The 12,680-nt window shown below is 40.9% G+C and carries 15 protein-coding genes; 4 read left to right on the top strand and 11 right to left on the bottom strand.

The features are described from left to right. The first annotated feature begins 52 nt into the window (after positions 1-52). Positions 53-592, top strand: coding sequence for a PH domain-containing protein (locus tag KQI58_RS10755; protein WP_216409003.1), 540 nt, complete (start codon positions 53-55; stop codon positions 590-592). 45 nt (positions 593-637) lie between these two features. Here KQI58_RS10755 and KQI58_RS10750 read toward each other — a convergent pair whose 3' ends face one another. The 11 genes from KQI58_RS10750 to dnaX all read right to left on the bottom strand — a co-directional run bounded on the left by KQI58_RS10750 (position 638) and on the right by dnaX (position 9,344). Beyond that, positions 638-982 carry a P-II family nitrogen regulator gene (locus tag KQI58_RS10750; protein ID WP_216409002.1) on the bottom strand — a complete coding sequence of 115 codons (345 nt, stop codon included), beginning with the start codon at positions 980-982 and terminating at the stop codon, positions 638-640. Positions 983-1,003: 21 nt separating this feature from the next. Then, positions 1,004-2,218, bottom strand: coding sequence for an ammonium transporter (locus KQI58_RS10745; protein WP_216409001.1), 1,215 nt, complete (start codon positions 2,216-2,218; stop codon positions 1,004-1,006). Between the two features lie 151 nt (positions 2,219-2,369). Then, positions 2,370-3,230, bottom strand: a complete 861-nt coding sequence (rsmI, locus tag KQI58_RS10740) for a 16S rRNA (cytidine(1402)-2'-O)-methyltransferase (protein WP_216409000.1) — start codon at positions 3,228-3,230, stop codon at positions 2,370-2,372. A gap of 160 nt (positions 3,231-3,390) precedes the next feature. After that, positions 3,391-3,738, bottom strand: coding sequence for a DNA replication initiation control protein YabA (locus KQI58_RS10735; protein WP_034876619.1), 348 nt, complete (start codon positions 3,736-3,738; stop codon positions 3,391-3,393). Continuing rightward, the gene (locus KQI58_RS10730) at positions 3,738-4,550 is read right to left on the bottom strand and encodes a PSP1 domain-containing protein (protein ID WP_216408999.1); all 813 of its coding nucleotides are present in this window, start codon (positions 4,548-4,550) and stop codon (positions 3,738-3,740) included. The genes KQI58_RS10735 and KQI58_RS10730 overlap by 1 nt, the downstream gene beginning before the upstream one ends. 26 nt (positions 4,551-4,576) lie before the next feature. Next, positions 4,577-5,515 (bottom strand): DNA polymerase III subunit delta', encoded by a 939-nt coding sequence (holB, locus tag KQI58_RS10725; protein ID WP_216409047.1) that lies wholly within the window; start codon positions 5,513-5,515, stop codon positions 4,577-4,579. A gap of 1 nt (position 5,516) precedes the next feature. Beyond that, positions 5,517-5,846, bottom strand: coding sequence for a cyclic-di-AMP receptor (locus KQI58_RS10720; RefSeq protein WP_010740793.1), 330 nt, complete (start codon positions 5,844-5,846; stop codon positions 5,517-5,519). A gap of 12 nt (positions 5,847-5,858) precedes the next feature. Continuing rightward, complete coding sequence (tmk, locus tag KQI58_RS10715) at positions 5,859-6,503, bottom strand: dTMP kinase (protein ID WP_016180913.1); 645 nt, start codon at positions 6,501-6,503, stop codon at positions 5,859-5,861. Positions 6,504-6,562: 59 nt separating this feature from the next. After that, positions 6,563-7,159 (bottom strand): recombination mediator RecR, encoded by a 597-nt coding sequence (gene recR, locus KQI58_RS10710; protein ID WP_207106848.1) that lies wholly within the window; start codon positions 7,157-7,159, stop codon positions 6,563-6,565. A gap of 28 nt (positions 7,160-7,187) precedes the next feature. Continuing rightward, positions 7,188-7,502 carry a YbaB/EbfC family nucleoid-associated protein gene (locus KQI58_RS10705; RefSeq protein ID WP_216408998.1) on the bottom strand — a complete coding sequence of 105 codons (315 nt, stop codon included), beginning with the start codon at positions 7,500-7,502 and terminating at the stop codon, positions 7,188-7,190. Between the two features lie 93 nt (positions 7,503-7,595). Further along, positions 7,596-9,344, bottom strand: coding sequence for a DNA polymerase III subunit gamma/tau (gene dnaX / locus KQI58_RS10700; protein WP_216408997.1), 1,749 nt, complete (start codon positions 9,342-9,344; stop codon positions 7,596-7,598). A 182-nt stretch (positions 9,345-9,526) separates the two neighbouring features. On the opposite strand from dnaX, the gene KQI58_RS10695 reads away from it, so the two are divergent. From KQI58_RS10695 to KQI58_RS10685, 3 genes are read left to right on the top strand one after another with little or no spacing between them, the layout of a single operon-like run. Next, on the top strand, positions 9,527-10,762 hold the full coding sequence (locus KQI58_RS10695) for an SPFH domain-containing protein (protein ID WP_216408996.1): 1,236 nt from the start codon (positions 9,527-9,529) through the stop codon (positions 10,760-10,762). A gap of 29 nt (positions 10,763-10,791) precedes the next feature. Continuing rightward, positions 10,792-11,862 carry a TFIIB-type zinc ribbon-containing protein gene (locus tag KQI58_RS10690; RefSeq protein WP_216408995.1) on the top strand — a complete coding sequence of 357 codons (1,071 nt, stop codon included), beginning with the start codon at positions 10,792-10,794 and terminating at the stop codon, positions 11,860-11,862. After that, positions 11,859-12,653, top strand: coding sequence for a TPM domain-containing protein (locus tag KQI58_RS10685; protein WP_216408994.1), 795 nt, complete (start codon positions 11,859-11,861; stop codon positions 12,651-12,653). Before KQI58_RS10690 ends, KQI58_RS10685 begins: the two co-directional genes overlap by 4 nt. The last annotated feature ends 27 nt before the right edge of the window (positions 12,654-12,680 follow it).

The following is a 12,680-nucleotide window of genomic DNA, read 5'->3' as shown; positions in this document are numbered from 1 at the left end:
TTACGTTTCCAAGTTTTGCTAAACTGAAACTAATAAAACAAGGGGGTGGATTATGAAAACTGCCGAGGAAATGTACCAATTCTGTCAAGATACCGGATTTTTCTCTGGTTCTGATCGTCAATGGAGTGTCAGACTTTTTTCTGTCTTAGAAAAGCAGCTTAGGCCGAATGAAGAAGTACTAATTTGCTTTATCGGACTGCACAATCGAACATCTGCTACAAAGAATGATGGTTTTTATGCATACGCCTTGACTGATCAACGTTTTATATTAGGGCAAAAGAAGTTCATCGGTGATGATTTCAAAGTCATCCCTTTAACAAATCTCCAAGATCTTCGATTAACAAAAGAAACCAGCTTAGATATATTAGAAGTTACTTCTTTGGAAGGAACAATTAAAATTGTCCTAACAGAAGAAGAGGCTCCAAAAGTACTGACACAATTAAAGGAAAATATTCAACTCGTCACTAAAGAAAATAACTCTGAGAATCAATTAAGCAAAGCCGAACAACTTCTAAAGATGAAGGAACTACTGGATCAAGGAATTTTAACAGAAGCAGAATTTACAAAAATTAAGGAAGATATTCTTAATTAAAAACACCTGTCTAAGAAAGAACCAAATTCTTAGACAGGTGTTTTATTATTGAATCGCTGCTTTGCCTGTTTCGCGTGTACGAATACGAATTGCTTCTTCAATCGGATAAACAAATATTTTACCTGTTCCGCATTCCTCCGATTGACACATTTCTAAAATCAAGTCAATCACTCGCTCGACATCTTCATCCGCTAAGATGAAACTCACCGACACTTTAGGTAACAATGTGGTAATAACTTCCTGACCGCGAACATGACTTTTTTGACCCTTTTGAAGCCCACAGCCTAATACTTGACTGACTGTCATCCCGTTCACTTCTATTTCTTGATCAAGCGCTGCTTTGATCGTCTCTAATTTTTCTTGTCTAATAATCGCTTCGACTTTTTTCATTGCGTCCTCCTCAGGCTATTTTTAAGAATCCATTCCCATAAATGTCGGATATGCATTTTCATCATGCTCGATTTTATCCAGCCCCAATGCTTCTTCCTGTTGTGATACTCGAATAGGCATAAATGCTCTAATTAATGAAATAATCAAGTAGCTTGCTGCTCCAGCAAATACTAGCGTAAACAGCACACTTTCAATTTGTGCGATGAATAAATGAGTCTCGCCATAAATTAGCCCGACTCTTCCTCCCACAGAAGGATCAGCGAAAATCCCTGTTACGATTCCGCCAAAAATTCCACCGACACCATGACAACCGAAAGCATCCAAAGCATCATCAAACCCAAGCTTTTGCTTAATGACTGAAATGAAGAAGAAACAAAATGGACTTACCAAAGCACCAATTAACAGACTAGACCAAATCGAAACAAATCCAGCCCCAGGTGTAATGGCGACTAAACCTACAACAGCACCTGTACATGCGCCAACAACAGTTGGTTTGCCATTTAAAACTTTCTCAATCAACATCCAAGACAACATTGCACAGGCGGCCGCTGTATTTGTAGTAATTATTGCATGAATCGCCAAGCCATCCGCCGCTAACGCTGACCCGCCATTAAATCCAAACCAGCCAAACCATAAAAGGCCTGTTCCCAAAACAACAAAAGGAACATTATGTGGTCGATAGTCACCAAGATGATACTCGCGACGACGACCTAATACGATTGCTAAAACCAACCCCGAGATTCCTGAACTAATGTGTACAACATTTCCGCCGGCGAAATCGATTGAGCCGATCTTATCGAGGAAGCCGCCGCCCCAAACCATATGCGCCATTGGGAAGTAAACGACGACCAACCAAATCGCGATAAATAGAAAAATCGCAGAAAACCGCATCCGTCCAGCAACTGATCCTGTTAAAATCGCTGTCGTAATCAAAGCAAACATCATTTGAAAGAAAGCGAATAATCCTTCTGGAATTCCATCACCTTTAGTCATAGAGACACCGTTAAAAAGTACTTTGTCCAAATTCCCGATAAAGTCTCCACCACCACTGAAAGATAGCGAGTAGCCAAACACTATCCAGATCAAGGATGCTAATCCCATTGTACAAATAACCATCATCATCGTGTTCAAAATATTTTTCCGTCGTTCTAACCCACCATAGAAAAATGCTAATGCGGGTGTCATGAGAAAAACTAATCCTGAACAAATCAAAATAAATGCAATATTCGCTGCCATCAAACCACTCCATTTCTTTTTATGTTAAGTATTCTAACATCATTTTCGAATAAAAAAAGAGTTTCCACTCATTTTTTTCATATTTTTCTAATTTAATCACTTTCTATGTTAGAAAAACTCACATAAAAAGAGCAGGAATGTAATCCTGCTCTTATAGCTCGTGGTATTCTCTGTAAACATCTTGTTTCTTCAATCCATGTCGTTTGGCTACCGACTTGATCGCTTCTTTAGCAAGCTGTCCTTCTTCAACCAATGCTTCAACCTGTTCTTTCAACGTTCCCTCGAATACTTCCTCTTCCACTACCTCTGTTGTACCAGAAACTAACAAGCAGCACTCTCCTTTTAAGGAATGCTCTGATAGATACTCCATTAATTCCGTTGCCGTCCCTCGCAGGTACTCCTCATAAAGTTTAGTTAATTCCCGACAAATCACCACATCACGGTTGCCAAGAATTTCAGAAATATTTTTGAGTGTTTCTTTTACACGATGAGGCGATTCATAGAAAATCAATGTTGCTGTCTGATTTTTCAACTCTTCTAATTCTTTCTTCTGAGTACTTTTCTTTCGTTGTAAAAATCCATAAAAATAAAAGGGTTGAGGCAACAATCCAGACGCAATCAGAGCTGTCATGCCGGCAGTGGCTCCTGGTAAGGCAACCACTGGAATATCCTCTTCTATACAAGCTACGACTAACTCATGTCCCGGATCACTGATTGAAGGCATTCCAGCATCGCTGACCTGAGCAATTGATTGACCCTTTTTTAAAAAGTCCAATAACTCAGGGATTCTTTCGTTATAGTTATGTTCATGTAGGCTCTTTTGTGGAACCTTCACCTCAAAGTGATTCAGCAGCTTCTGAGTATTCCTTGTATCCTCACTGGCGATCAAATCAACGGATTGTAGTGTCTTGACCGCACGGAAAGTCATATCCTCCAAATTACCGATGGGTGTCGGAACTAAATACAGTGTACCAACTTCCTGTGCGAAACTTTTTTGGATCTTCACGATCATTCTCCTAACTCATCTTCATCATTTTTTCTGGAAAACTTACTATTTCAAATTCTCTCGAAAATTCAATCTATTACCTAGAAAACTAAAGCTATCTCATATCCAAAACTGACCAAAAAAGCGGGTGTGACGAACAGCGTCATACCCACTATTTCAACTCATTTTATTTTTGTTTGCTTTCACGATAGATGACGTCCAAACAAAAAGCACAGGGCTCATCTGCTTCACGCCTTGATCCGTAAAGTAAGTTACAGACGTGAAAGCCATCTTCATAAATTTTTTCAAGATTTAAACGAGATTCTGATAACTCTTGGCGTTCATCCAAAACCGGGGACTTCTTCTCATCAATCTCACGAATCCGTTCGCGTAAGCGTTCATTTTCCATCTCTAATTTAGCATTTTTTTCAACGAGCTCCAGCAAGGTCTCCTTCATCGAAACTAAATCTTCGAGATTCTTTTGCATATCCAGCTCCAATTGATTCAACCCATCATACAAGGAACGTCGATCCATCATGACAGCTCACCCGCTTCAACTAGTTCTTGATAATCAAAATCAATCGTCGCATCACGACCAAACAAACGAACTTTAACTACTTTACTAAGTAAATTCAAGCCGATTACTTTTCCCCGACCTTCTGGCGTATTAATTTCCTTGCCGTAATCAGGCATTTCTTTTTTCGCGGCTTCATATTCACCGTTTTCATATTTCAAACAGCACATCAAACGACCGCAAAGTCCAGAGATTTTCGTTGGATTCAACGACAATCCTTGATCTTTGGCCATTTTGATTGAAACCGGAATAAAGTCACCTAAGAAGGTCGAACAACATAGCGGTCGCCCACATGGCCCGATTCCACCTAGAATCTTCGCTTCATCACGAACACCGATCTGCCGTAATTCGATTCGCGTGCGAAAAACACCTGCTAAATCTTTGACCAGCTCACGAAAATCAATCCGTCCGTCTGCAGTAAAATAAAAAATCATTTTACTGCGATCAAACGTATATTCTACTTGGATCAATTTCATTTCCAACTCATGAGCGCGAATCTTTTCCTTGGCAGTCTTGAAGGCTGCTTCTGCATCCGCTTCGTTTTGAGCTACTTTCTTTAATTCCTTGTCTGATGCTTTATGTAAAATTGTTTTTAAATCATCGGACAAATCTTTTTTTTCAATCTCTATTTTTGGAATTGCCACTGTCGCAATCTGGTGCGCCTGCTGTGACTCGACCAAGACTTTATCATTATAAAAATATTCGTTTTTACCTGGCGCGTAATAATAAATATGCCCTGCATCCCTAAAACGAACACCCACAACTTCAACCATGGTTCTCCCTACTCTCTTAAATAACGTTAAGCAAAAACGATGTGTAACGTTATTTGTTCTGCGATATTTTGAAATGATACGTTTGCTTCTAGTTTCTGACTGGCGGATAAAACGTCTTCTAATAGGTAATTGTATTTTTCTACGTCTATTTGATTTTGTCTCATCACTTGATCGCGTTTTTCTTTCACAAAATACGCCAACATCTCAAAGGCGAGCTGTTGCTGTGACTTGTCTTTAAACGTCCTGACCATTTTTTTCTGAACATAGATAAACGCTTGCGGATCATTTTTTTCGAGATAATTAAACCATTGAATAACAACATCTCTAGCTTCATTAAACCATTCATCTTTTGAGATTTCAACAGCTTTTGTATAACTATTTGTTAAATTTACTAAGAGTTTTGCAGTTTTTTCAGGGATTTGATCTGCCTCTAAACGGGACTGCAAGCGTTCTGTGGACAACGCTTGGAAGTGGATGATCTGACATCGAGAGCGAATCGTAGGTAAAATTTTCCCTAACGATTGAGTCTCTAAAATAATCATAAAGTTGGCTGGTGGTTCTTCCAAAAACTTTAATAGGCTATTCGCCGAGTTCAAATTCATTTTCTCCGCTTGGTGAATAATCACGACTTTTTTCGCAGATTCAAAGCCGCTCTTGGTCAATTCACTTTGTAGCGCTCGAATTTGATCAACTTTAATAGATTGACCATCTGGTTCAATTTCAACTACATCGGGATGATCTTTACTGGTGATTCGCAGACAATTATTACAGTTTTCGCAAGGCATTCCTTCTTGCAAATTTAAACAGAACTGATGCTTGGCAAACCATAGTGCCAATTCTGCTTTGCCTGTTCCTTGGTCGCCTTCAAAAAGATAAGCATGGGCCAAACGCCCATGCTCAAAACTGTTTTGTAATTGGCGAAAAACAATGGGCTGAATTGTCTGGAGTTTTTTCGCTTCTTCCATCTTAATACTGGTGGAAGCCTTCGACTGGTAAGACAAATACTGTCGCACCGCCGACTTCAACTTCAACAGGATAAGGAACTTGTCCATCTAACGAAATATCTAAAGTTACTGGTGTTGTGACGTATTGTGTCCGCGCTTGACAAGTTTCTTTGATTAGAGCCAAAGCATCCTCTACTCGTTCGTCTTCAATCCCAATGATAAAGGTACTATTACCGGCCTTTAAGAAGCCTCCAGTAGAAGAAAGTTTAGTTGCTCGAATGTTCGCATCAATAAATTCATTGGCCAAACGGTTTGAGTCTTTGTCTTGAACGATCGCTAAAATAAGTTTCATAGTTTACACCTCTCATGATTGGAAATAGTCTGGATAGCGTGTCAACAATTCGTAAAAACAAGCTCTCACGACTTCGTCTAAACGCTTCCGAGCATCGATTTTTATGATCCGATCTGGATTTTCTTCTGCTAATTTTAGATAAGCATGACGGACCCTCTGATGAAATTGTAACCCTTCCGAGTCCAAACGGTCAATTTGATTGGTTCGGTTCTTCATGATTCGTTGCAAGCCAGTATCAGAATCAACATCCAGATACAGCGTGATGTCGGGCGTTGTACCTTCAATCGCAAATTCATTGATCTTAGCAACTTCTTCTATACCGATACCACGACCGGCACCCTGATAAGCTAATGAACTATCAACAAAGCGATCACATAAAACAATCTTATCTTCATCAAGCGCAGGCCAGACCTTTTCAATCAGATGCTGACGGCGTGCTGCGGCATAAAGCAGAGCCTCCGTTCGATCATCCATTCGATCATTGCTAGGGTCAAGGATCACGTGGCGAATTTTTTCTGCGATCGGGATGCCTCCAGGTTCTCTTGTTTTGACGATGGATCTTTTCGCCGTTAATTGTAATCTAGGATAGAGTTCATTCAGAACACTGGTTTTCCCAGCGCCGTCTGGCCCCTCAATCGTAATAAATAATCCGTTCACGTTCTAGTCCCCCAAAATAATTATGATCTTCTGTCTCTTAAAAAAACACCGCGAAATCTTTATAATTCACGGCGTCCTTCCACTGCTTTCAATAAAGTGATCTCATCAGCATACTCGATATCGCTGCCGACTGACAAACCATGAGCGAGTCGCGTAACTTTGATTCCGGCTGGTTTGATCAGACGCGATAGATACATTGCAGTTGCTTCGCCTTCTGTCGTTGCATTCGTTGCGATGATGACTTCCTTGATTTCGTCATCATGCAGTCGTTTGATTAAAGGTGCAATATTGATATCTTCAGGACCAGTCCCTTCCATCGGTGATAAAACACCGTGAAGGACATGATAAAGACCGTGATATTCACGAACCTTTTCCATCGACATCACATCTTTTGGCTCTTCTACAACTAGAATCGTGCTACGGTCTCGAGTTGTATCCGAACAAATCTCACAAGGATCTTCTTCCGTGATGTTCCCACAAACACTGCAAAAACGCAAATCTCTCTTAACACTGATCAACGAACGTGCAAACTCATTCACTGACTCATCTTTCATATCAATCGTAAAAAAGGCTAAGCGAGTTGCTGTCTTTTGGCCGATCCCCGGCAGCTTCATATAGCTTTCAATCAACTTGGCAATTGGTTCTGGATATTGCATTCTGTCCTTCCTCTCTGAACAAAGTCGCTTACATTCCAGGAAGTCCCTTTGTATATTTACCCATCGTTTGATCGGTTTCTTTTGTAATCTTAGTGATCGCATCATTTACTGCTAAAACAATCATGTCCTGCAGCATGTCAGGATCTTCTGGATCAATCAACTCAGGATTAATTGTCATTGCTTTCATCGTTTTATCCCCGTTAAAGGTAACTGTGACTAAATCGTTGGTTGAACTTCCAGTGAATTCTTTGGCGTTTAACTCATCTTGAGCCTTCACCATTTCTTTTTGCATTTTTTGCATTTGTTTCATCATGCCTTGCATGTTTCCCATTCCGCGCATCATTTTATTTATTCGCTCCCTTATTCTAATTAATAAAATTACTTCATAAAACTGCTTACCAATGATTCCCAAGGTATAGAGAAAAACTAGCTGCCCTTAATCATCTTTAATTGTTACCAGATCACCAAACAGGCTCTTTGCTTGTTCTACGACTTCATTGTTTTCTTCAGGTATCAGAGTAATGTCATCCTCTGACTCATTCGTCTCAGCTGCTACTGGTCGATCATGATGCTGACTGACAAAAGCTTGTCGTAAACGTGGCCAGCTTTCACGAGTAATAAAGACAAACTCTGGTGTATATTCCTTGATCATCATACTCAAAGTGTTTTGCATATTCAAGCGAAGCTCATCGCTGCTATCTGCTCGTTGACAAACAATTTCATAATCAAAAGCGATCAACATCAAGCCGGGACCTGCTGCCATAGGTTCGCTGGCTTTCAGCATCGCCCGTTGAGTAACTGGCAATGCCATTAACAAATCTTCCCAAACATTCTTCACATTGACTAAATGATCTTTGGTTGCCTCACTTAACACTTGGTACACACGTTCTGTCGGAACACGATAGGTACTGGCGGTTTTCTTCGGCGCCACCTTACGCTCTTCTTTTTCAACTGTTGGATTAGCTTTTAATTGTTGAACTTCATTTTGAAGCTGCTGTATTTGATTCTTTAATGCCGTTAACTCTGCTTGATCTGCTGGTTGTGCCCCAGACGCTATTGCCACTTGATTGCTTGGAGAGTTGGCAATCACACTATCGGCAGTCGTTTGTGGTGTTGCTAATTTCACCGTCGCTACTTCTAAATAAACATTGGCATGATTGGTAAAACGAATCTCGTTTTGCGTCTCGCTCAAAATTTTAATCATGGCATACAAACGGTCAGAAGGCGTAGAACCCGCTAATTGTTTGAACGTTTCAGTTAAATAAGCTGCACGACTTTCCAATAGCTTGGGTGCTTGCTGATAGATCAACAAATCCCGACAATACAGTAACAAATCTTCCGTTAAGCGTCGAGCTTCTTTCCCCTCAGCTAAAATATTTTCCAGAACCTCTAGTGCCCCGCTAACATTTTGCTGCAGGCAAGCACCGATAAAGCTGTCCATCATTTCAGTAGTCAAGCTGCCCGTCACGGCTAGTGCATCTTCTAAAGTAATTTTCTCATTGCTAAAGGAAATCGCTTGGTCCAAAATACTTAACGCATCCCGCATCCCACCTTCAGCCGCTCGTGCAATCACAGACAACGCCTGTTCTTCATAAGGTTGATTGCTTTGTTCAAGAATATAAGCCATCCGTCCAATAATTGCTTGGACATCAATACGTTTAAAATCAAATCGTTGCGTTCGCGAAATGATCGTAGCTGGAATCTTATGTGGTTCAGTCGTTGCTAAGACAAAGATCACATGCTCCTTTGGTTCTTCTAATGTTTTTAATAAGGCATTGAAGGCGCCCGTAGAAAGCATGTGGACTTCATCGATAATATAGACTTTATACTTCGCTGTTGTCGGCGCGTAGTTCGCTCGGTCACGAATAAAACGAATTTCTTCCACACCGTTGTTACTGGCCGCATCAATCTCGATCACGTCTTCTTGTCGTCCATCGGTGATCGAACGGCACATCTCACACTCGTTGCAAGGTTCCCCATCCACACTATTCGGACAATTGATGGCTTTGGCAAAAATTTTCGCCGCACTGGTCTTCCCTGTTCCGCGGGGACCGGTAAATAAATAGGCATGGGAAGTTTTCTGTTGTTGGATTGCATTTTTCAGCGTTTTGGTGATCGCTTCTTGTCCAACAAGGTCATCAAACCGTTGCGACCGCCAAACGCGGTAAAGTGCTTGATACGCCATAATTCTCCTCTTTTCTTTCAAAATCACTGCTTTTTATTATACGTGATTTCGAGTAAAAAAACTATAGAAACCAATTCTCTAATGCAATTGTTTAGTGTCTTTTAATCTGTCGGATGGCTTCCTTTCTATTTCAAAATTGCCCTGTGTTATAATGAAAAAAACGTTTTTATGGAGGTATACTCATGGGATTATTTAAAGCAGCAACAAGTAGTATCGGTGGCGGACTAGCCGATCAATGGTTAGAGATTATCGAACCAGCCGATATGGGACAAACAACAGTGATGTCAAAAGGCGTTGCCGTTCGAAAAGATGATAAACGCGGCAGCAATAAAAAAGGAACCAGCGATGTGATCACAGACGGTTCTGTGATTCATGTCTATCCAAATATGATGATGCTCTTAGTAGATGGCGGCAAAATTATTGATTACACCGCCGAAGAAGGCTATTACACAGTTGAAAACAATTCTGCTCCATCCATGTTTAATGGTTCATTAAAAGAGGCAGTTGCAGAAACATTCAGTCGTTTCAAGTTTGGCGGTGTGACCCCACAGAAACAGCAAGTCTTTTATATTAACTTGCAAGAAATCAAAGGAATCAAATTCGGCACCAGTACCCCGTTGAATTATTTTGATAATTTCTACAACGCGGAACTGTTCTTGCGGGCGCACGGAACCTATTCCATCAAAGTAACGGATCCGATTCTGTTCTTTGCCAACGCGATTCCAAGAAATATGGATCAAGTTGACATTAGCGATATCAATGAACAATATTTACAAGAATTCCTGACTGGTTTACAAGCGTCGATCAATCAAATGTCTGCCGATGGACAACGGATTTCCTATGTGCCATCAAAAAGCTTGGAACTAAGTAAATATCTTTCTGACGCTCTAGATGATAGCTGGAGAGAATTGCGCGGTATGGAGATTGTCTCAGTCGCAGTTGCCAGCATTTCTTATACTGATGACTCAACAAAATTGATCAACATGCGAAACGAAGGCGCCATGCTGGGCGATCCTAACGTGCGCGAAGGCTACGTCCAAGGCTCAGTTGCTCGCGGTATGGAAGCTGCTGGTAAAAATGATGCAGGTGCTGCCACGGGATTCTTCGGAATGGGCATGGGCATGAATACTGGCGGAGATTATCTCAACCAAGCTTCGCAAAATAATAATCAACAAATGCAGCAGAATCAACAGGCCCAACAAAAATCTACTGGCGATCAATGGACTTGCCCGAAATGTGGCGAAGAAAATTCTGGTAAATTCTGCAGCAATTGCGGAGAACCAAAACCAGCTCCAGCAGTCGCAGCAAAAATCCAAATGAAGTGCAGCGACTGTGGTGAAACAGTTGATTTAAGCAATGGCGTTCCGAAATTCTGTCCACATTGCGGTAAGCCCTTCAAAGGTGTTCCGATCGACTAAACTATTACTAACCATAGGAGGACCTGCAAATGGCAGATGTATTGACACATCATTGTCCCAACTGTGGCGGTCCCTTGACCTTTAATCCAAGTGATCAAAAATTCCATTGTGATTATTGCTTAAGCATTTTTACAGTGGAGGATATCGAAAAATTTGAAGCTAAAGAAGCTGTCCCAGATGCGGATGGAGTAACAGAAGCTACTACCGCTGAAAAAGCGAGTACTGGCGATGTCGATCTCTTTCTCTGTCCCAGCTGTGGCGCTCAAATTGTCACTGATCACACTACCGCCGCAACCTACTGTTACTTTTGTCATAATCCCGTCGTATTATCAGGACGTTTGACAGGAGAATTTTTACCGAATAAAGTTTTACCTTTTAAAATCGACCGCGAAAAGGCTATCGCAGATTTTTTAGCTTGGACACAAAAGAAACGCTTTATTCCAAAAGATTTTTTCAACAAAGAACAAATCGATAAAATGACCGGTGTTTATTTTCCCTATTGGGTAGTTGACGCTGAGACTGCTGGTAATTTGACGGGCAAAGGGACCTCTTTGCGGGTCTGGATCGTCGGTGAAATTGAATACACTGAAACAAAAGTCTATCAGATTTTCCGAAAAGGCAAAGCGAAGATTCGTCATTTAACCAAGAATGCCTTGCAAAAAAATCTGCAGCAAAAAATGGTCGAAGGTGTCCAACCTTTTCCGATTGATCAAGCAATCGATTTTCACACTGAGTACTTATCAGGCTTCCAAGCGGAAAAACGGGATATTGAAATCAAAGACTTAGCTGATCAGATTGATCATGAATTAACCGAGTACACAGAAGACTTGTTACGAGATACGGTTTCGGGTTATACCACCTTTACAGCCGGCAATAAATCCGTAAATATAGAGAAACAAGACAATCACTACATGTTACTACCTGTCTGGCTTGTGACTTATCAAGATGCCTCGAAGAAAACCTATTATTACGCGATGAACGGACAAACAGGCAAAGTCAGTGGGATTTTGCCGATCAGCAATAAACGTTTAGGGCTGTTCTCAGGCGGAATTTTCGCTGCGATTATGATAATTGCGATGATCGTGGGGTATTTCCTATGAAAAAATTCCTATTATTAATTGGCTTTTTAGCATTCTTAAGCCCTCTGAAGGTCTTTGCCGCTTCTAATACGGTAAATGATCAGGCAAATCTGCTAACACCAGAAGAACGAACCGAATTGTCTAATCAAGCTGATGCCATAAACGAAAAAATCAAAGGCGAAGTGTTTATTTTGACTACTGACACCAATACTGAGGATCCTGAAACATTCGCAGATAATCAGTTGAGAGATCGGGTTGGTAATAATCACAATGGTGCTCTACTACTGTTAGATATGAATCAGCGGAAAATCCATCTCTCAACTTCAGGGAATATGATCGACTACATCAATGATAAACGGCGTGATAAGCTTTTAGATGATGTCGAGGGAGCAATGAGAGACGGCGATTATTATCAAGCAAGTAAAAATTTCTTGTTTAATGCACAAGAATTCGTTGACGATGGCGTTCCTGGTGGGGCTTATCGTATTGATGAAAAAACCGGAAAAATCACCCGTTATAAATCCATCAGACCAATTGAATTCATTATCGGTTTTGTCATTGCAGCAGTGGCGGCAATCGCCTTTTTTGTTTCTGTACGCTTGCGTTATCAATTAAAAGCTGGGACTTATCGTTACCCATATCGTCAAAATGCGCAATTAGACTTGACTGAACGTCAAGACCAATTAGTGAATTCCTTTGTTACCACTCGGCGGATTCCTAAACCCTCTAACAACAATGGAGGCGGTGGTGGCGGCAGTACCACTCACTCTAGCGGTGGTGGAACCTTTGGCGGTGGCGGACGCAGTTTTTAATCAAATAAAATAAAAAATGTTATCACT

This window comes from Enterococcus raffinosus, assembly GCF_018917525.1.
GTDB lineage: Bacteria > Bacillota > Bacilli > Lactobacillales > Enterococcaceae > Enterococcus_A > Enterococcus_A raffinosus_A.
This window is presented reverse-complemented; position numbering and strand designations above follow the sequence as displayed.